This is a genomic window from Nocardia sp. NPDC056564 (assembly GCF_042793755.1).
In the GTDB taxonomy this organism is placed as follows: Bacteria; Actinomycetota; Actinomycetes; order Mycobacteriales; family Mycobacteriaceae; genus Nocardia.
In genome coordinates this window covers 121,588-139,783 of record NZ_JBHTUR010000012.1, presented here as the reverse complement: position 1 = coordinate 139,783, position 18,196 = coordinate 121,588, and the positions used below count along the sequence as shown (strand labels likewise).

Genomic DNA, 18,196 nt, shown 5'->3' with positions numbered 1-18,196 from the left:
CGCACCGGCGATGACATGGCTCGCACCGATCGATGAGCGGTCCTGGCCGACCACGCCCGATCAGGCGCTGGCGATCCAGGACGAATTGCGACCGAAGGTCGAAACCGTCGGCCCAGCACAGGAATTCGGCACCGTCGCGGGTATCGACTGCGCCTACTCCGAGACCGGCGCGGTCGCCGCGGCCGTCGTGGTGCTGAACGCGACCACCTTGGAAACCGTCGATTCCGCTGTCGCACACGGCACTACGGAGTTCCCCTACCACCCGGGGCTGCTCGCGTTCCGCGAATTGCCCACGACCATGCGGGTATTGGCGCAACTCGACGCCGCGCCCGACCTACTGGTCTGCGACGCACAGGGTTTGGCCCATCCGCGACGCTTCGGCTTCGCCTGTCATCTGGGCGTGCTCACCGGCCTGCCCTCGATCGGCGTCGCCAAATCGGTCTGGGGCGACTACCTCGACCCCGCGCCCGAGCGCGGCGCCCGCGCCGACATCACCATCGACGGCGAGGTGGTCGGCGCGGCCCTGCGCACCAGAACCGGGGTGAAGCCCGTCTTCGTCTCGATCGGCCACCGCATCGACCTGGACACCGCGTGCGCCCAGGTGCTCGCGCTCACGCCGGACTACCGGCTCCCGGAAACCACCCGGCGCGCCGACTCCCTGTGCCGCACCGCACTGGTCGGATAACCGTCAACGGGGCCGGACACCGGTCAAGCCCCGTTGATCAAGATTTCTCCGGCTCGATCGCGTAATCCGCGGCCATCCAGCGCGTCGACGCCGGGGCGAACAGCAGTACCAGCGTCGCGACGACCACCACCCCGAGCAGCGTGCCGAATACCGGCTGATGCGAATCGGTGAGCAACGACCAGGTGACCGGCAGCAGCAGCAACTGCGCGATCACCGCGATCGCCCGCCCCCAGCGTTTGCCCAGCAGCAGGCCGATACCGGCGGCCAGCACCGCCCCGCCGAGGATGCCGAACCACGCGGCCGTGCCGTACCCGCTGGTCTTGGACTGATCGTGACCGAGCAGACCGCGCACGATCAACACCAGCGCGACGATCACCGCGACCGCGCCCTCCAGCGTCACCAGCCCGCCTGCGCCGCGCACCGTCCTCGGCACGCCACCGGAAACGTCACCCTTGCTCTCAGCCACCCGCCAAGCCTACGACCCGCCGTAGTCGACGTCGCCGCGACCGTTGCGGTTCAGCGGCTTTTCGGACCGGCACCGGCGGCGATTAGGCTGCGGAACGTGCGGACGCTGCTGATCGTGAATCCGAATGCCACCTCGACCACTCCGGCGACTCGGGACCTGCTGGCGCACGCGCTGGAGAGCCGCACCCAGCTGACCGTCGCGCACACCCAGCACCGCGGCCACGCCGCCGAGCTGGCCCAGTGGGCGGCCACCAACGAGATGGATCTGATCGTCGTGCACGGCGGCGACGGGACGGTCAACGAGACCATCAACGGCTTCCTGCCGCTGCCCGAACTCAACGACGGGCAGGCCTGGCTGCCCCGGCTCGGCGTGATCCCCGGCGGCTCGGCGAACGTCTTCGCGCGAGCGCTCGGCATCTCCCCGGATCCGGTCACCGCCACCAACCAGCTGATCGACCTGCTGACCCTGGACCGGGACCGCCGGATCGGCCTCGGCCTCGCCGACGACCGCTGGTTCACCTTCAGCGCCGGCGTCGGCCTGGACGCGGACGTCTGCGAGGCGATCGACGAGAGCCGCGCCCGCGGCAAGACCGCCACCCCGGCCCGCTACCTGCGCACGACCGTGCGGCAGTTCTTCCGGGCCAAGCGCAAGGAGCCGAGCGTCCGGATCGAGGTCCCCGGGCACGAGGCCATCGCCGACGTGCATTACGCCTTCGTAACGAACACGACCCCCTGGACCTACCTCGACAACACCCCGGTGCACACCAACCCGGGCACAAGGTTCGAGGACGGTCTCGGCGTGTTTGCCGTGCGTTCCATGGCGGTACTGCCTACACTGCTGCTTGCCAGGCAGCTCCTGGCAGTCGAAGGAAACCCCAAGTCTCGCAATTTGTTTCGCGAAGACAACGTTCCGTCCGTGCGCATCGAGACGAAGGAACCCATCGGTCTGCAAATCGATGGCGACTTTATCGGGAAGCGCAACGTGGTGGATTTCACGGCCGTGCCCGCCGTCTTGGATGTCGTGGCGCCGCGACCAGAGTGATGCACGAAACGCACGAAAAACATCGTGGTAGTGCTGCGAAAACTGGGTAGAGCGAGTACAAAGGACCGGGCAGGTTCCCCTAACGGGGGCCGATAGAGCGTGAGCTTCCCCACGGTGCACCAGATACCTATTGACATCTACGGTGTTCGTGAAAGCATTCACAAGCAACCGTGCGGAAACATTCGAGTCGCACAAGTGAACGATCCACAAACCGTCGGCGCCATTTGCGGCGCCCAGCAAAGGAGCAGAGGAATGGACTGGCGCCACAAGGCCATCTGTCGCGACGAGGACCCCGAACTGTTTTTCCCGGTGGGTAACAGTGGTCCTGCGCTCGCGCAGATTGCCGATGCCAAGCTGGTCTGCGCTCGCTGCCCCGTTACCGCTGACTGCCTGTCCTGGGCCCTGAAGTCCGGACAGGATGCCGGCGTGTGGGGCGGTATGAGTGAAGACGAGCGCCGGGCGCTCAAGCGTCGCAACGCACGCACGCGCACCCGCACCGTCGTCTAGCAGACGATCGGATTTACCGGACCATTCAGCCCCCGGTCCGGTAATCGCATTCAGGCCCGGCACCCCCGAGGTGCCGGGCTCTCTTGTGCCTCAGCGCATATAACGAAACGACTTACTTATCGCCCCGAGCGGCGGCCCAGCGGAACCCGCAGTACCGCATCGGTACCGATGTCCGCGCCCGGGTGCAGGCCGATCGAACCGCCGAGTTCGGCGGTCACCAGGGTCCGCACGATTTGCAGGCCGAGGCGGTCGGAGGATTCCAGGCTGAAACCGCTGGGCAGGCCGCGGCCGTCGTCGCTGATGATCACGTCCAGCCAGCGCGCCGAACGCTCGGAACGGATTGTCACCGTGCCGTTCTCGCCGGAATCGAAGGCGTGCTCGATCGCGTTCTGCACCAGTTCGGTGAGCACCATCACCAGCGGCGTCGCGCGTTCGGCGGAGAACACACCGAGCGAACCGGCCCGGCGGACCTTGATCCGCGCGGTGTGCACGGTGGCCACGTCCGCCATGATCGGCAGCAGCCGGTCCACCACCTCGTCCAGGTCGACCTCTTCGTCCACCGACATCGACAGCATCTCGTGCACCGAGGCGATCGAGGTGACCCGGCGCACCGACTCGGTGAGCGCGACCTGCGCCTCCTCGTTCTCGGTGCGGCGCGCCTGCAACCGCAGCAGCGCGGCGACGGTCTGCAGGTTGTTCTTCACCCGGTGATGGATCTCCCGGATGGTGGCGTCCTTGCTGAGCAGCGCCCGATCCCGGCGTTTGACCTCGGTGACATCGCGCACAAGCACTGCGGCACCGGCCAATTCGCCATGCGGGCGCAGCACCAGGGTGCGCAGCAGCACGGTCGCGCCGCGTGCCTCCACCTCCATCCGGCGGCCGGTGCGCCCGGCCAGCGCGGCCTGGATGTCGCCGACCACCTCCTGCGCGTCGAACGGATCGGTGATCAACGAGCGGGTCAGCACCGCGAGATCCTGGCCGGCCAGGTCGGCCTGCAAGCCCATCCGGTGATAGGCGGACAGCGCGTTCGGGCTGGCGTAGACGACGATGCCCTCGGTGTCCAGGCGGATGAACCCGTCACCGGCGCGCGGGCTGGAGTGCGTGGCCGCGCGGTCCTCGGTGGTCGGGAAGGTGCCGTCGGCGATCATCTGGCACAGATCATCGGCGCAGGCGACATAGGCGATTTCGAGGGTGCTGCGCACCCGGGAGCGCTGCACGTCGGTGTCGCGGCTCAGCACCGCGATCACGTCGTCGCCGCAGCGCACCGGGATGGCCTCGCGCACCGCGTGCACCGGCGTCGGGTGATAGACGCCGGCGGTTTCCACGTCGCGATCGGCGCGCACGATCTTGCCCGACATCAACGCCTCGAACACCTGCGGATGGTCGGCCTGCAGGGCAAGGGTGCCGACCAGGTCCTCGTGATGCACGGTGGAGGCCGTGGTCGGACGGCATTGCGCGACACACACGATGTCCGCCCCGGCCGCGATCGGACCGGCGCCGACCCAGAGCTGCAGGTCGGCGAAGGACAGATCGGCCAGCAGTTGCCAATCGCCCACCACGCGCTGCAGATGGTCCACGGCGACGCCGGGGAGGTCGGTGTGTTCGGCTAATAGCTCGCTCAGCGTCGCCATGAAGATCTACCGCTATTCGCTTCTAGGAGATGACGGCAATGAGATGCCCGGCCTTGATGGCGTCGCCCGCTTTGACGCCGATCGAGGTCACGGTGCCGCCGACCTCGGCGAGCACCGGGATCTCCATCTTCATCGACTCGAGGATCACCAGGGTGTCGCCCTCGTTGACCGTGTCGCCCTCCTTGACCACGACCTGGAAGACGACCGAAACCAGCTCGGCGAGCACTTCCTCAGCCATCTGACACCCCATTCGTTCGGTTGGTACGCCGCAGCTCAGTCGGCGAGTCCGAGCGGTCGGGCCGCCCGGCCCGCATCCGCTGAAGGTATAGCCAACCACACGTGAAAGAATGGCCTTCAATCAGAAGGGAGACTACTCATGGGCAAGCGCGGACGTAAGAAGCGTAGTCGCAAGGGCAACGCGGCCAACCACGGCAAGCGGCCAAACTCCTGAGCGAGAGCTCGGTCGAAAAACGCAGAGCGGCACGCACTTCCGCAGGGAAGGCGTGCCGCTCAGTTGTCTGCGAGGTGATCTAGGAGTCGGCGGAGTCGACCTTGGTCTCCACCACGGTCACCGACCGGCGAATCTCGAAGGTCAGCCGTTCGCGCAGCGAGTCCGGCGCGCGGTCGCCGCCGCACTTGCGGCTCAGCAGGCCCTTGATCTTCTCCTCGATGCCGTAGGCCTCGATGCACGGCGAGCAATGATCCATGTGGTGCTGCAACCGAGCACGGGTCTCGTCATTGCACTCGCCATCGAGCATCAGCCAGATATCGGTCAGTACGGCCGTGCAGTCGAGGTCCATATCGGGGTCCCGCTCCGCGTTCACTGCTTGACCTCCTGGCGTTCCCCCGAACGATTGAATCCACGTTCGCGCGCCACATCGGCGAGCAAACCCTTGAGCTGCTTGCGACCACGGTGCAGCCGGGACATCACGGTACCGATGGGGGTGCCCATGATGTCGGCGATTTCCTTATATGGGAAACCTTCGACATCGGCGTAATACACGGCCATCCGGAATTCCTCCGGAAGCTCCTGCAGCGCGGCCTTGATGTCGTCGTCGGGCAGCGCGTCCAGCGCCTCCACCTCGGCCGAACGCAGACCCTGCGACGTGTGCTCGGCGGTTGCCGCGAGCTGCCAGTCGGTGATCTCGTCGGTCGGGTACTGCGCGGGCTGGCGCTGCTTCTTGCGGTAGGAGTTGATGTAGGTGTTGGTCAGGATCCGGTAGAGCCAGGCCCGCAGGTTGGTGCCCTCCTTGAAGGACTTGAACCCCTGGAACGCCTTGACGTAGGTCTCCTGCACCAGGTCCTCGGCGTCGGCCGGGTTCCTGGTCATCCGCAGCGCCGCACCGTAGAGCTGGTCGAGCAGCGGGAGCGCGTCACGCTCGAACCGCTGGGCCAGCTCGGTTTCGTCGACCGCGGCACCGACTCCGTCGGTCACCACGTGATCGTCGCTCGTCACACCTGTCCCTTCGATCGCCGTACCTGCCAAATCTACCGGTACTGGCACATCGAATGAGAATCCGGCTTCCGTCGGTGACGCCTTCGTCCAGATCGGACGTTCGTCGAGCAGCACTGGCACCGACATCTCCTTCACGTCATTTACTGGGCTGATCAGTGGCGACGGCCGGGAATCACGACCCGTCCGTGCGCTGTGTATTCGCTTCCAACATGCGGGACGCGTCCTGTGTTCCCGCGGCGAATAGCTAAGGTCGTCGCCATGGCAGGAGCCTCGACACCGGCGATCCGGACGCTCACCCAGGCGAAGGTGGCCCATCGGGTGCACGCCTACCAGCACGATCCGCGCGCCGATTCCTACGGCGCCGAGGCGGTGGACGCGCTGGCCGGCGAGCTGGGGCTGACCGCGGCGCAGATCTTCAAGACGCTGGTGCTCGAGCTGTCGAACGGCTCGCTGGCCGTCGCGGTGCTGCCGGTGCCGAATACGTTGTCGCTCAAGGCCGCGGCGGCCGCGCTCGGCGTGCCGAAGGCGAGCATGGCGGACAAGGCGAAGGCCGAGCGGAGCACCGGCTACGTGCTCGGCGGCATCTCCCCGCTCGGTCAGCGCAAGCTGCTGCCGACCGTGGTCGACGACTCGGCGCTGAGCTGGGACCGCATGCTGTGCAGCGCCGGGCGGCGCGGACTGGAGATCGAGGTGGCGCCCGCCGACCTGATCCGGCTGACCGCGGCGGTGACCGCCACAGTGAGGACCTGACAATTCACTTGATTCGGGACAATCTGTGCGTCAATGGACGGGCCAGATTCGTCCGACTCGAGGATGTGATGCGAAATGCCCGCGCACCAGCGTGTACGCACCGTGATCGTCGCCCTGCTCGGAACCTTCGCCGTCGCCCTCGGCGCGGTCGCGGTCGCCGCCCCCACGGCGGTGGCCACGCCGATCGCGACCCAGGTCGACTTCCCGTTCGACGGCCTCGGCACCGACGACGCCCCGAGCACACCGAGTGCGCCGAAGGCGGACGACAAGGGGAAAAAGGCCGAGAATCTCGGCGGCGCCGTCACCAACAAGGTGATCGACCTGGTCACCGGCATCGTCAAGTGCGGGCTGAACATCGCCAGCCCCGCCGTGAAGTGCTCGCTCTGAGCTAGTGCCGCGGAGCCGGGCGGTCAGAGCAGACTGATCTGCCCGGCCTCCTCGTTTTCGGTCACCTGATCGAGCAGCTCCGGCCCGTTGTTCTTCACGCTGTTGACCAGCGGCGGCACCGGCCGCGCCACGATGCCCGCGATCGCCGCCTCGCTCGGCGTCTGCAGCAGTTCCGCGGGCGCCGGGTGGTCCGGGTCCAACCAGGCGTCCCAGTGCTCCTGTGGCATCGGCAGCGGCATCCGATCGTGGATGCGGGTCAGGTCGCCGACCGCGTCGGTGGTCAGGATGGTGCAGGACAGCAGCGGTTCGCTGTGCTCGAGCGACTTGTCCCGCCACACCGACCACAGGCCGGCCATGTACAACCGGGAGCCGTCGGCCCGCGCCATGAAGAACGGCTGCTTGACCGCCTTGCCCTTGGCGTTCGGGTCCGGCTCGACCACCCACTCGTACCAGCCGTCCATCGGGATCAGGCAGCGCCGGTACTTCACCGCGTCGCGGAACGACGGGGTGGTGGCCGCCTTGTCGGCACGCGCGTTGAACAGCGGTTTGCCCTTCACCGGCACGCCCGGTTCGGCGGCCTTGGTCCACAGCGGGATCAGCCCCCAGCGCATCCGACGCAGGCGCAGCCTCGGGTCGTCGTCCTTGTGACCGTGCTCGTGCCGCTCCACCACGGTCAGGATCTGGGTGGTCGGCGCGACGTTGTAATTGGTGAAAGTGCCCGAGCCCGGGGTGGTTTCGGTTTCATCGAGCGCATCCAGTTCGGCCGCCAGCCGACCCGGATCCGTCGTGGTCGCATATCGTCCGCACATATCTCGATACTTCCACCTGCCACCGACATTCTCATGGACAATTGATCCATAGCTGGTGACCAGTTGAGAGTTTTGACCTACCATTCTCTCAGAGGATGGGTGGTCCGTGCCCGTCCGCTGACGCATGCGCGCCGACCGGCCACCGCCAGGAGTATCCGGGATCGACGTCGTCCCGAGCCCCATCGGCAAGAGGAGAAACTCACCGTGACATCCACCGACACCAAACCGGCCGACCACGACACGGCGCTCACGTCGGTCAATCCCGCCACGGGCGAGGTGATCGGCACCCATCCGATCGCGGACGACGCGGCCGTGCTCGCGGCGGTGGCCAAGGCTCGCACGGCCGCCGCCACCTGGGGCGCGTTGAGCTACGACGAGCGCAAGACGCACCTGCTGCGCTGGTCGAGCCAGTTGGTCAAGGATTCCGACGAGTTCTGCCAGCTGATCCACGCCGAGAACGGCAAGCCGCTCGACGACGCGTTCCTGGAGCTGATGCTCGCGCTCGAGCACATCGCCTGGGCGGCCAAGAACGCCAAGAAGGTGCTCGCGCCCAAGAAAGTCTCCCCCGGCGCCTTCATGTCCAACTTCGCCGCCAGGGTGGAGCAGCGTCCGCTCGGCGTGGTCGGCGTGATCGGCCCGTGGAACTACCCGGTCTACACCCCGAACGGCTCCATCGGCTACGCGCTCGCCGCGGGCAACACCGTCGTGTTCAAGCCAAGTGAGTTCTCCACCGGCATCGGCAATTTCCTCGCCGACGCGTTCGCCAAGGCCAACCCCGACCTGCCCGAGGGCGTGTTCATCACCGTCAACGGCTACGGCGCCACCGGCGCGGCCCTGGTCAAGGCCGGCGTCGACAAGCTCGCGTTCACCGGCTCCACCGCGACCGGCAAGCGGATCATGGCCGCCGCCGCGGAGAACCTCACCCCGGTGCTGCTCGAATGCGGCGGCAAGGACGCGGTGATCGTCGCGGGTGACGCGGACGTGCGGGCCGCCGCGGACGCGGTCGCCTGGGGCGCCACCGCGAACAGCGGCCAGACCTGCGCTGGCGTCGAGCGGGTCTACGTCGACCGGTCGGTGCGCGACGAATTCGTCGCCGAGGTGAAGAAGATCCTGGAGAAGATCGGACCCGGCTCGGGCGCCGACGCCGCCTACGGCCCGATGACCATGCCCAGCCAGGTCGACATCGTGCGCAGGCACATCGAGTCCGCGCTGAAGAACGGCGGCACCGCGGTGCTCGGCGGCCCGGAATCGGTGAAGGCGCCGTTCATCGAGCCGGTGGTGCTGGTCGACGTGGACGAGAAGTCCGAGGCGGTGCAGGAGGAGACGTTCGGCCCGACCGTCACCATCCGCACCGTCGACGGCGTGGACGAGGCGGTCGAGCTGGCCAACAGCTCCAAGTACGGGCTGTCCTCGGCGGTGTACTCGAAGAAGAACGGCCTGGAGATCGCGCGCAGGCTGCATGTCGGGGCCACCTCGGTGAACTCGGTGCTCGCCTTCGCCGCCATCCCCGGCCTGCCGTTCGGCGGCGTCGGCGATTCCGGCATCGGCCGCATCCACGGCGAGCCGGGGCTGCGCGAATTCGCCCGCCCGCACTCGATCGCGGTGCAGCGCTTCGCGATTCCCGGCATGGCCCTGCTCAGCTACTCGCGCACCCAGTCCACGATGAAGCTGCTGCGCAAGCTGGTCCCGTTCATCCACGGGCGGCACAAGTAGTGACGGCGAACCACGCCGCGCGCACGCGGCCAATTAAGCTAGCCTCGTGAGTTTCTGGCCAGCGCCCCATGTCGATGTCCCCGTGCACGCGACCGTGACCCTGCCTGGATCGAAGTCGATCACGAACCGGGCATTGATCCTGGCCGCACTGGCCGACGGTCCGTCGACGCTGTCCGGTGCGTTGCGCAGTCGCGATACCAACCTGATGATCGCGGCACTGCACGCGCTCGGCACGCGCATCGAGGGCGAGGCCGACACGCTGACCGTCACCCCGGCCCCGCTGCGCGGCGGCACGGTCGACTGCGGGCTCGCGGGCACCGTGATGCGCTTCCTGCCGTCGGTGGCCGCGCTGGCCGACGGCGACGTGGCGTTCGACGGTGACGCGCAGGCCCGGGTTCGCCCGCTCAGCACCATCCTGGACGCGCTGCGCACCCTCGGCGCCGACATCGACGGCGACGCGCTGCCGTTCACCGTGCACGGCAAGGGCGCGCTGCGCGGCGGCACGGTGACCATCGACGCCTCCGGGTCGTCGCAGTTCGTGTCCGGCCTGCTGCTCTCGGCGGCCCGGTTCGACGAGGGCCTGGTCGTGCATCACGACGGCAAGGCGCTGCCCTCGATGCCGCACATCGAGATGACCGTGGAGATGCTGCGCCGGGCGGACGTGCGGGTGCAGGCGCCCGAGCACAGCCGGTTGGCGCAGACCTGGCAGGTCGAGCCAGGGCCGATCCGCGCGGTGGACTGGGACGTCGAGCCGGACCTGTCCAACGCGACGCCGTTCCTGGCCGCCGCCGCGGTCACCGGCGGCGAGGTCAGGATCCCGCACTGGCCGCGGCTCACCACCCAGCCCGGCGACGTGATCCGGGAGATCCTGGTCCGGATGGGCGCCGAGGCGCGGGTCTTCGACGGCGTGCTGACCGTGCACGGCCCCGATCGCCTGGCCGGCATCGACATCGACCTGCACGACGTCGGCGAGCTGACCCCGACCGTGGCGGCCCTGGCCGCGCTCGCCGATTCCCCGTCGCACCTGCGCGGCATCGCACATCTGCGCGGGCACGAGACCGACCGGCTGGCCGCGCTGTCCACCGAGATCAACCGGCTGGGCGGCAAGGTCACCGAGACCGAGGACGGCCTGGAGATCGAGCCTGCCGAATTGCACGGTGGCCGTTGGCATTCCTACGCCGATCACCGAATGGCAACGGCCGGAGCGATTCTCGGGCTGCGGGTGCCGGAGATCGAGATCGAGGACATCGGCACCACGGCCAAGACGCTGCCGAATTTCGTCGCGCTCTGGGAGCGGATGCTCGATCCGTCGCTCTCCGATCAAGGGGCGGTGCGCTGAGAAAGCGCGAGTACGACGAATCCGACGTCCGGGTACGCCCGGGCAAGAGTTCGCGTCCGCGCACGAAAACCCGTCCGCAGCACAGTGACGCGGAATCGGCCATGGTGGTGTCGGTGGACCGCGGCCGCTGGGGTTGCGTGCTCGGCGACGATCCGGACCGGCACATCGTCGCCATGCGCGCCAGGGAGCTCGGCCGCACCCCGATCGTGGTCGGCGATCAGGTGGACGTGGTCGGCGATCTGTCCGGCCGGCCCGATTCGCTGGCCCGCATCGTGCGGGTCGCCGAACGCCGAACGGTGTTGCGGCGCACCGCCGATGACACCGATCCGTTCGAGCGGATCGTGGTCGGCAATGCCGAGCAGCTGTTCATGGTGGTCGCGCTCGCCGACCCGCCGCCGCGCACCGGATTCGTCGAGCGCTGCATGGTCGCCGCCTACGCCGGCGGCCTGCATCCGGTGCTGTGCCTGACCAAGCACGATCTGGACGCCGAGTCCGACTTCGCCGCCGCCTTCGAGGATCTCGACCTCACCATCGTCTACGGCGGCGTCGACGATCCGCTCGAACCGGTCCTCGACCTGCTCACCGGACGGCTCACCGCGTTCATCGGGCACTCCGGAGTCGGCAAGTCGACCTTGGTGAATCGCCTTGTGCCGGACGCCTATCGGGCAGTCGGCGAGGTTTCCGGGGTCGGCAAGGGCAAGCACACCTCCACCCAATCCGTGGCGCTACCGCTGCCCGGCGGCGGGTGGGTCATCGATACGCCGGGCATCCGCTCCTTCGGTCTGGCCCACATCACCCCCGACGACGTGGTCGCCGCGTTCAGTGACCTCGCCGCCGCCATCGAGGACTGTCCCCGCGGCTGCACCCACCTCGGTCCGCCCGCCGACCCGGAGTGCGCGCTGGACAAACTGCCGGGCAAACAACGCCGGGTCGCCGCCATTCGCCTGCTGCTCACCGCACTGAACTCCAACGAGCACTGGCAGAACAACAGCGGACCCCGCCCGGTCGACTAGATGATCACGGCTGGGGACTTTCCCCACTGGCGCCGAGTGCCGCGCGGGATCGGTCCTGCCCGTCGGGCTGGCCGGGCGTGAACGGCCACTCCTCGAACCAGGTGCAGCGGCCGTCGTCGTCGAAGCGCAGCACCCAGAGATCGCGCCAGCGCGCGGGTTGATCCGGGTATTCGACCTCCGCCCGGACCACGGCGGTCTGCCCGTCCACGGCAACGACTTCGGGCTCCATGGTGAACGACTCGTCGGGGCTGTCGCGGCCGGACTCCCAGAACTTCGCCAGCGCCGGTAGCCCGGTGAGCGGCTCCGCCCAGGGCGAGACCTGATATCCGATTCCGGGGGCGAAGAGGTCGCCTAGCTTGTCGGTGCCCGGCGCTCGCCAAGCCCGCTCGTATTCGCCGACCCACGCCTCAACTGTGCTGCGGTCCACGACGGGCAAAACTACGCCAGTTCGCTCGCCTACGGGCCGGTTCCAGCCCAAACACACCCGCCACCGCGACCGGAACGCGAAAGCGCCCAGGGACCGGAGTCCCTGGGCGCTTCGGCGTCAACTGTCAGTGCCGGCGACGCGGCTTCGGCGCGCGCTTCGGCTTCTCCTGCGCGCGGGCGGCCTCGCGGCGCTCGCGGCGGGTGGTGCCGTCGCCGTACTCCTCGACGTCGCTGTGCACCTCGCGATGGCCGCCCTCGTCCGGACCCGAGTAGCTCAGGCCACGCCGGGCGGAATCGTCGATTCCCTTGGCGCGCAACGCCGCCGGGGCGACGCCGGTGCCGTTGGGCAGCGGCGCCTCTTCGGTGGGCAGCGGGCGCGGAGCGGCCATCGCACCGACCGGCGAACGCAGGCCCTGATCGACCGAGACGCCTTCCGGCTGCGGCTGCTGCACCTCGACCTGGAGATTGAACAGGAAGCCGACCGACTCCTCCTTCAGGCCCTCGAGCATGGCCGAGAACATGTCGAAGCCCTCACGCTGGTACTCGACCAGCGGGTCGCGCTGCGCCATCGCCCGCAGGCCGATGCCCTCCTTGAGGTAGTCCATCTCGTAGAGGTGCTCGCGCCACTTGCGGTCGAGCACCGACAGCAGCACCTGCCGTTCGAGATTGCGCATGCTGCCCTCGCCGGCCAGCCCGTCGATCTCGGCCTCGCGCCGCGCGTAGGCCTCGTGCGCGTCGTCCAGCAGCGCCTCGAGCAGCTCGTCGCGGCTCAGGTCGCCGGCCTCGCCGACCGCGGTCTCGCCGGTCAGATCCTTGTAGTTGACCTTCACCGGGTACAGCGTCTTGAGCGCCGTCCACAGCTTGTCCAGATCCCAGTCCTCGACGTAGCCCTCGGCGGTCGCGCCGTTGACGTAGGCGGTGACCACGTCCGTGATCATGCTCTGGACCTGGCCCTCCATGTCCTCGCCGCGCAGGATCCGGTTGCGCTCGCCGTAGATGATGGTGCGCTGCTGGTTCATCACCTCGTCGTACTTGAGCACGTTCTTGCGGATCTCGAAGTTCTGCTGCTCGACCTGGGTCTGCGCGCTCTTGATCGCCTTGGAGACCATCTTGGCCTCGATCGGCACGTCGTCGGGCAGGTTGAGCCGGGTCATGATCGCCTCGAGCGCGGCGCCGTTGAACCGGCGCATCAGCTCGTCGCCCAGCGACAGGTAGAACCGCGACTCGCCGGGGTCACCCTGACGGCCGGAACGACCACGCAGCTGATTGTCGATACGCCGCGACTCGTGCCGCTCGGTGCCGAGCACGTAGAGCCCGCCCGCCTCGCGCACGACCTCCGCGTCCGCCGAGGTCTGCGCCTTGACCTGCTCCAGCGTCGGCAGCCAGGCCTGCTGGTAGGCATCCGGCGTCTCGACCGGGTCCAGGCCCTCGCGGCGCAGGATGAGGTCGGCGATGATGTCCGGGTTGCCGCCGAGCACGACGTCGGTACCGCGACCGGCCATGTTGGTCGCCACGGTCACCGCGCCCGGCCGACCGGCCTCGGCGATGATCTCGGCTTCCTTCTCGTGGAACTTCGCGTTCAGCACGGTGTGCGCGATGCCGCGCTTGGTGAACTGCTTGGACAGATACTCCGAGCGCTCGACGCTGGTGGTACCGATCAGCACCGGCTGGTTGCGCTCGTGCCGCTCGGTGACGTCGTCGACCACGGCCGCGAACTTGGCCTCTTCGGTCTTGTAGATCAGGTCGGACTGGTCCGCGCGGATCATCGGCCGGTTCGTCGGGATCGGGACCACGCCGAGGCTGTAGATCTGGTGCAGCTCGGCCGCCTCGGTCTCGGCGGTACCGGTCATGCCGGACAGCTTGTCGTAGAGGCGGAAGTAGTTCTGCAGGGTGATCGTGGCCAGGGTCTGGTTCTCCGGCTGGATCTCCACCCCTTCCTTGGCCTCGATCGCCTGGTGCATGCCCTCGTTGTAGCGGCGCCCGACCAGGATGCGGCCGGTGAACTCGTCGACGATGATCACCTCGCCGTCGCGGACGATGTAGTCCTTGTCGCGGGTGTACAGCTCCTTGGCCTTGATCGCGTTGTTCACGTAGCTGACCAGCGGCGAGTTGGCGGCCTCGTAGAGGTTGTCGATGCCGAGCTGATCCTCGATGAACTCGACGCCTGCCTCGTGCACGCCGATGGTGCGCTTCTTGATGTCGACCTCGTAGTGCAGGTCCTTCTTCAGCAGCGGTGCGATGCGCGCGAATTCGGCGTACCACTTGCTGGACGCGTCGGCCGGGCCGGAGATGATCAGCGGGGTCCGCGCCTCGTCGATCAGGATGGAGTCGACCTCATCGACCACGGCGAAGTTGTGCCCGCGCTGGACCAGGTCGTCGAGCGAGTGCGTCATGTTGTCGCGCAGGTAGTCGAAGCCGAACTCGTTGTTCGTGCCGTAGGTGATGTCGGCGCCGTAGGCCACCCGGCGCTGCGCCGGCGTCATGCCGCCGAGGATCGCGCCGACCTCGAGCCCGAGGAAGCGGTGCACGCGGCCCATCCACTCGGAGTCGCGCTTGGCCAGGTAGTCGTTGGTGGTGACGATGTGCACGCCGTCGCCGCTGATCGCGTTGAGGTAGGCGGGCAGCACCGAGGTGAGCGTCTTGCCCTCACCGGTCTTCATCTCGGCGATGTTTCCGGTGTGCAGCGCCGCGCCGCCCATGATCTGCACCTTGTAGTGCTTCTGGTTCAGCACGCGCCAGGACGCCTCGCGCGCGACCGCGAAGGCCTCCGCCATCAGCGCGCCGAGCGGGTCCGCGTGACCGTCCTCGACCATGTCCGAGTAGCGCTCGCGGAACTCGTCGGTCTTGCCGCGCAGCTCGTCGTCGGTGAGTAGCTCGTACTCCGACTCGAGGTCGAGAACCTGATCGGCGAAGTTGGCGAGCCGCTTGACCATGCGACCCTCACCAATCCGTAGCAACCTCGTCAGTGTCAGCGCAGGCACGGGTCTCGTCAGTCCTCTGGTCGGTGTGTCATTTCGTGTCGTCGGCGCCGGGCCGAGGGGTGGGCGCACGGCCGGCGTGCGGGGTTCGCGCTCCGAGTGCGGAATCCGCTGCACGGCCCATGGTAATGCGGTACCCCGCCGGGTCGTCCGCCCTGGTACTCACAGTACGCGGAACGCGCTCAGCTGCCAGCCCGTGCGGTGCAGGACAACGCACGCGGCGAGCGCGAACACCCGATTCCCGCGCTGATAACTGCCATAGACCTCGGCCGTGTTCGGCCCGGTCAGCTCGACCCCGAGCTTGGTCAGCAGGGCCGGGCCGAGGCCGTGCCCCGGCGGCGCGGCGCGGAGTGTCTCGATGGCGGCCAGCACCGGGGGCGCCACCAGCCGGCGCAGCTGGACCACCGGGCGGCGGCCGTCCAGCACCTCGAGCACCAGGCGTAGCGAACTTTCAGCGAATCTAGTTGCGGCCGAACCTGTTTCACCATCGGTGCCGTACGATGAAAGGCGTCCGTCGGGCCGGGCGCGTCGCTGTGCCGCCCGATCGGCCGGTCCGCTACGGCCCGGCATGCGACGGCAGGGCAGCGCGGCTCGTGGCGACAACGCATCCGACCGCGCGCGACCAGGCCGATCGCCGTCCAGCGGCGGCTCGAGCGGCGGCGCGGGCGAAAGCGATGGTCGTCGGCTGTGCATCCGGTCTCCCCCTGTGATCGAATCGAGTTCCCCGTGCTCGAGTCGAACAGCATGCCACGACCGCCGGGACGGGTAAAGGGGAACGCCGATTTCACCGGATACGCCACAGCGGAGCAGCCGAATGCTTGTGGCGACAGCACAATAGGCGTGAGGCGGCATCGAAAAAGGAGCACCGGGCAGCGTGATCACGAGACTGACGCCGCAGGACGCGTCGTTCTATCGGCTGGAGCCGAGCAGCAATCCGATCCACATCGGCTCCCTCGCGATCCTCCGGAATATCGAGCCGGGCGGCGACGCCGCCGACCCGGTGCTCGATTACGACCGGCTGGTCGACCTGGTGGACGCCCGGCTCTCGCTGGTCCCCCGCTATCGGCGCAAGGTGCGCGAGGTCCCGTTCGCCCTCGGCCGCCCGGTGTGGGTGGAGGACAGCCGGTTCGACGTCACCTATCACGTCCGCCGCTCCGCGCTGCCGAGCCCGGGCACCGACGAGCAACTGCACGACCTGGTGGCCAGGCTGGCCTCCCGGCCGCTGGACCAGACCCGGCCGCTGTGGGAGATGTACCTGATCGAGGGCCTGTCCGACGGCCGCTGCGCGATCTTCACCAAGACCCATTCGGCGCTGGTCGACGGCGACACCGCGCTGGAGATCGGCCACGTCATCCTGGACAACGGCCCGTCGCCGCGCGAACTCGCCGACGACGCGTGGCTCGCGCCCCGCGAACCCAACGACGCCGAACTGCTCGTCGGCGCGCTGACCCACCTGGCCGCCCAGCCGCGCGAGGCCATCGAAGTGGCGCGGCGGGCGAGCGGGCACGCGTTCGCGGTGATCGGCGCCGCGGGCCGGGCGATGGACTCGGTGGTCTCCGCGGTGCGCGCCGCGACGACCGGCGCGCCGGACAGCCCCCTGAACGCGCGCACCTCGCGCCACCGCCGGTTCGACACGGTGCGCACCGAGCTGGAGGACTACCGCAAGATCCGCAAGCGCTTCGACTGCTCGATCAACGACGTCATCCTCGCGGTGGTCACCGGCGCGCTGCGCAACTGGCTGCTGTCGCGCGGCGAGGGCCTGACCGAATCGACCACGCTGCGCGCCGTGGTGCCGATGTCGGTGTATGTCGAAGGGCCGGACGGGGATCAGCTGAAACCGGCAGGCGAGGTGTCCTCGTTCCTGATCGATCTGCCGGTCGGCGAGCCCAATCCGGTGATGCGGCTCTCGCACATCGCGCACGCCACCGAGGCCAACGGCAGGCACCAGCGCGGGGTCCGCGCGCGCACGCTGGTGCATCTGGCGGGGTTCGCTCCGGCGAGCCTGCATGCCATGAGCGTGCGTGCGGCGAGTACCTTCGCAGAACACACATTCAATCTGGTGATCACCAACGCACCGGGTCCGCAGACCCCGATGTACATCGGCGGCGCGCGGATGCTGGAGATGTATCCGGTGTCGCCGCTGCTGCGTAATCAGGCCTCGAGCATCGGGATCACGTCCTATGACGGACGCGTTTTCTACGGACTCAACGCCGACCGCGACGCGATGGCCGACATCGGCGTGCTGGCCGCGTCGGTGCGCGATTCCATGGAGGAGATGCTCGGTGCCTGCGTCTGATCAGGAGAAAATGCGGGTCTACATCCCCGCGACGGTGCCGATGCTGCGCGAGCTCGTCACCAACCGGGAGCTCGGCCCGATCGGCGGCACCGCGTTCGCGGTGACCCCGGCGCTGCGCGAGGCGTACGCCTCCGGCGACGACGAGGAGCTGGCCGAGGTGGCCATGGGCGAGGCCGCCCGCGCCTCGCTGCGCCTGCTCGCCGCCGAACGCGACGACGCCGACGACTCGGCCGATGCCGCCGAGCCCGCGGCGACCGGACGGCCGGTCTACCGGCGCGCGGTGATCGCCGCCGACGTGACCGGCGCGAAGCTGCGCCCCGATCTCGACGACGCGGTGGTCAAGCTGGCCGGCCCGATCAGCTACGACCAGATCGGCTGCGTGCACGTCGACCTGGCCGAGGCCGAGCCCGAGGTGGCCAAGGCGGTCGACGTGGTGGACGCGGCCGACCTCGGCGACACCGACGCCGAGTTCGTGCTCGGCGACGCCGAGGATCACCAGCTGGCCTGGTACGCCGCCCAGGAACTACCGTTCCTGCTCGAGCTGCTCTGACATTCCCTTATCGCCCGGACGTGGTGACGGACCGCCGTTCGGCCGGGATGATAAGGGTGACGGCCACGACACGTCAGCTAACCTACGATGCCGTAACCTGGCTGTTGCGTGGGCAGCGCATCCGACGAACAGGAAGACGAACGGCACCG

General features: G+C 68.4%; 20 protein-coding genes. 11 read left to right on the top strand and 9 right to left on the bottom strand.

All coding sequences use genetic code 11. From position 1 onward, the window contains the following. Positions 1 to 10: 10 nt before the first annotated feature. Entirely contained in the window at positions 11 to 685 is a 675-nt protein-coding gene (locus ACFQ9K_RS27605; RefSeq protein ID WP_378726453.1) for an endonuclease V, read from the top strand. Between the two features lie 37 nt (positions 686 to 722). On the opposite strand, the gene ACFQ9K_RS27600 is transcribed toward ACFQ9K_RS27605, so the two are convergent. Further along, a complete protein-coding gene (locus tag ACFQ9K_RS27600) occupies positions 723 to 1,151 on the bottom strand; it encodes a hypothetical protein (protein WP_378726451.1) in 429 nt (142 codons plus the stop codon). Between the two features lie 96 nt (positions 1,152 to 1,247). Here ACFQ9K_RS27600 and ACFQ9K_RS27595 point away from each other — a divergent pair, with 96 nt between their 5' ends. Then, a complete protein-coding gene (locus ACFQ9K_RS27595) occupies positions 1,248 to 2,192 on the top strand; it encodes a diacylglycerol/lipid kinase family protein (RefSeq protein WP_378726449.1) in 945 nt (314 codons plus the stop codon). Between the two features lie 252 nt (positions 2,193 to 2,444). Further along, positions 2,445 to 2,699, top strand: coding sequence for a WhiB family transcriptional regulator (locus tag ACFQ9K_RS27590; RefSeq protein WP_011211115.1), 255 nt, complete (start codon positions 2,445 to 2,447; stop codon positions 2,697 to 2,699). A 116-nt stretch (positions 2,700 to 2,815) separates the two neighbouring features. Here ACFQ9K_RS27590 and ACFQ9K_RS27585 read toward each other — a convergent pair whose 3' ends face one another. After that, positions 2,816 to 4,330, bottom strand: a complete 1,515-nt coding sequence (locus ACFQ9K_RS27585) for a sensor histidine kinase (protein WP_378726447.1) — start codon at positions 4,328 to 4,330, stop codon at positions 2,816 to 2,818. 22 nt (positions 4,331 to 4,352) lie between these two features. Then, positions 4,353 to 4,568: a biotin/lipoyl-binding carrier protein gene (locus ACFQ9K_RS27580; RefSeq protein WP_378726445.1), complete on the bottom strand. Its 216-nt coding sequence runs from the start codon at positions 4,566 to 4,568 to the stop codon at positions 4,353 to 4,355. Positions 4,569 to 4,706: 138 nt separating this feature from the next. Between ACFQ9K_RS27580 and ACFQ9K_RS27575 the strand changes: the two genes are divergently transcribed. Beyond that, positions 4,707 to 4,781, top strand: a complete 75-nt coding sequence (locus ACFQ9K_RS27575) for a 50S ribosomal protein bL37 (RefSeq protein WP_110293457.1) — start codon at positions 4,707 to 4,709, stop codon at positions 4,779 to 4,781. A gap of 79 nt (positions 4,782 to 4,860) precedes the next feature. Here the strand turns inward: ACFQ9K_RS27575 and rsrA are convergent, their stop codons facing one another. Both rsrA and ACFQ9K_RS27565 read right to left on the bottom strand, forming a co-directional pair. Continuing rightward, positions 4,861 to 5,130 carry a mycothiol system anti-sigma-R factor gene (gene rsrA / locus ACFQ9K_RS27570; RefSeq protein WP_378726441.1) on the bottom strand — a complete coding sequence of 90 codons (270 nt, stop codon included), beginning with the start codon at positions 5,128 to 5,130 and terminating at the stop codon, positions 4,861 to 4,863. 20 nt (positions 5,131 to 5,150) lie between these two features. Next, complete coding sequence (locus ACFQ9K_RS27565) at positions 5,151 to 5,786, bottom strand: sigma-70 family RNA polymerase sigma factor (protein WP_150402473.1); 636 nt, start codon at positions 5,784 to 5,786, stop codon at positions 5,151 to 5,153. Between the two features lie 258 nt (positions 5,787 to 6,044). On the opposite strand from ACFQ9K_RS27565, the gene ybaK reads away from it, so the two are divergent. Together ybaK and ACFQ9K_RS27555 are read left to right on the top strand one after the other, a co-directional pair. Further along, entirely contained in the window at positions 6,045 to 6,536 is a 492-nt protein-coding gene (gene ybaK / locus ACFQ9K_RS27560; RefSeq protein ID WP_378726428.1) for a Cys-tRNA(Pro) deacylase, read from the top strand. A 75-nt stretch (positions 6,537 to 6,611) separates the two neighbouring features. Then, positions 6,612 to 6,923: a hypothetical protein gene (locus tag ACFQ9K_RS27555; RefSeq protein ID WP_378726430.1), complete on the top strand. Its 312-nt coding sequence runs from the start codon at positions 6,612 to 6,614 to the stop codon at positions 6,921 to 6,923. Between the two features lie 23 nt (positions 6,924 to 6,946). Here the strand turns inward: ACFQ9K_RS27555 and ACFQ9K_RS27550 are convergent, their stop codons facing one another. Then, positions 6,947 to 7,732, bottom strand: a complete 786-nt coding sequence (locus ACFQ9K_RS27550; RefSeq protein WP_378726432.1) for an SOS response-associated peptidase — start codon at positions 7,730 to 7,732, stop codon at positions 6,947 to 6,949. 204 nt (positions 7,733 to 7,936) lie between these two features. Between ACFQ9K_RS27550 and ACFQ9K_RS27545 the strand changes: the two genes are divergently transcribed. The 3 genes from ACFQ9K_RS27545 to rsgA are packed head-to-tail and all read left to right on the top strand — an operon-like array spanning position 7,937 to position 11,797. Continuing rightward, entirely contained in the window at positions 7,937 to 9,445 is a 1,509-nt protein-coding gene (locus tag ACFQ9K_RS27545; protein ID WP_378726434.1) for an aldehyde dehydrogenase family protein, read from the top strand. Between the two features lie 46 nt (positions 9,446 to 9,491). Continuing rightward, a complete protein-coding gene (aroA, locus tag ACFQ9K_RS27540) occupies positions 9,492 to 10,784 on the top strand; it encodes a 3-phosphoshikimate 1-carboxyvinyltransferase (protein ID WP_378726437.1) in 1,293 nt (430 codons plus the stop codon). Further along, positions 10,781 to 11,797: a ribosome small subunit-dependent GTPase A gene (rsgA, locus tag ACFQ9K_RS27535; RefSeq protein WP_378726443.1), complete on the top strand. Its 1,017-nt coding sequence runs from the start codon at positions 10,781 to 10,783 to the stop codon at positions 11,795 to 11,797. Before aroA ends, rsgA begins: the two co-directional genes overlap by 4 nt. A 4-nt stretch (positions 11,798 to 11,801) precedes the next feature. On the opposite strand, the gene ACFQ9K_RS27530 is transcribed toward rsgA, so the two are convergent. The 3 genes from ACFQ9K_RS27530 to ACFQ9K_RS27520 form a co-directional block, all read right to left on the bottom strand. Further along, positions 11,802 to 12,224 carry a YybH family protein gene (locus tag ACFQ9K_RS27530; protein ID WP_378726439.1) on the bottom strand — a complete coding sequence of 141 codons (423 nt, stop codon included), beginning with the start codon at positions 12,222 to 12,224 and terminating at the stop codon, positions 11,802 to 11,804. A 124-nt stretch (positions 12,225 to 12,348) separates the two neighbouring features. Continuing rightward, complete coding sequence (gene secA, locus ACFQ9K_RS27525; RefSeq protein ID WP_378723102.1) at positions 12,349 to 15,204, bottom strand: preprotein translocase subunit SecA; 2,856 nt, start codon at positions 15,202 to 15,204, stop codon at positions 12,349 to 12,351. A gap of 159 nt (positions 15,205 to 15,363) precedes the next feature. Next, positions 15,364 to 15,771, bottom strand: coding sequence for an Rv3235 family protein (locus ACFQ9K_RS27520; protein ID WP_378983768.1), 408 nt, complete (start codon positions 15,769 to 15,771; stop codon positions 15,364 to 15,366). Between the two features lie 304 nt (positions 15,772 to 16,075). On the opposite strand from ACFQ9K_RS27520, the gene ACFQ9K_RS27515 reads away from it, so the two are divergent. Then, the gene (locus ACFQ9K_RS27515; protein ID WP_378723105.1) at positions 16,076 to 17,497 is read left to right on the top strand and encodes a wax ester/triacylglycerol synthase family O-acyltransferase; all 1,422 of its coding nucleotides are present in this window, start codon (positions 16,076 to 16,078) and stop codon (positions 17,495 to 17,497) included. Between the two features lie 10 nt (positions 17,498 to 17,507). Continuing rightward, positions 17,508 to 18,047, top strand: coding sequence for a DUF6912 family protein (locus ACFQ9K_RS27510; protein ID WP_378723123.1), 540 nt, complete (start codon positions 17,508 to 17,510; stop codon positions 18,045 to 18,047). Positions 18,048 to 18,196: the final 149 nt, after the last annotated feature.

What these genes read in the sequence shown, in the direction of transcription:
- ACFQ9K_RS27605 (WP_378726453.1), top strand. Translation starts at nt 11, where the DNA reads ATGACATGGCTCGCACCGATCGATGAGCGGTCCTGGCCGACCACGCCC.
- ACFQ9K_RS27590 (WP_011211115.1), top strand. Translation starts at nt 2,445, where the DNA reads ATGGACTGGCGCCACAAGGCCATCTGTCGCGACGAGGACCCCGAACTG.
- ACFQ9K_RS27585 (WP_378726447.1), bottom strand. Translation starts at nt 4,330, where the DNA reads ATGGCGACGCTGAGCGAGCTATTAGCCGAACACACCGACCTCCCCGGC.
- ACFQ9K_RS27580 (WP_378726445.1), bottom strand. Translation starts at nt 4,568, where the DNA reads ATGGCTGAGGAAGTGCTCGCCGAGCTGGTTTCGGTCGTCTTCCAGGTC.
- rsrA (WP_378726441.1), bottom strand. Translation starts at nt 5,130, where the DNA reads ATGGACCTCGACTGCACGGCCGTACTGACCGATATCTGGCTGATGCTC.
- ybaK (WP_378726428.1), top strand. Translation starts at nt 6,045, where the DNA reads ATGGCAGGAGCCTCGACACCGGCGATCCGGACGCTCACCCAGGCGAAG.
- ACFQ9K_RS27555 (WP_378726430.1), top strand. Translation starts at nt 6,612, where the DNA reads ATGCCCGCGCACCAGCGTGTACGCACCGTGATCGTCGCCCTGCTCGGA.
- ACFQ9K_RS27550 (WP_378726432.1), bottom strand. Translation starts at nt 7,732, where the DNA reads ATGTGCGGACGATATGCGACCACGACGGATCCGGGTCGGCTGGCGGCC.
- ACFQ9K_RS27520 (WP_378983768.1), bottom strand. Translation starts at nt 15,771, where the DNA reads ATGCCGGGCCGTAGCGGACCGGCCGATCGGGCGGCACAGCGACGCGCC.
- ACFQ9K_RS27510 (WP_378723123.1), top strand. Translation starts at nt 17,508, where the DNA reads ATGCGGGTCTACATCCCCGCGACGGTGCCGATGCTGCGCGAGCTCGTC.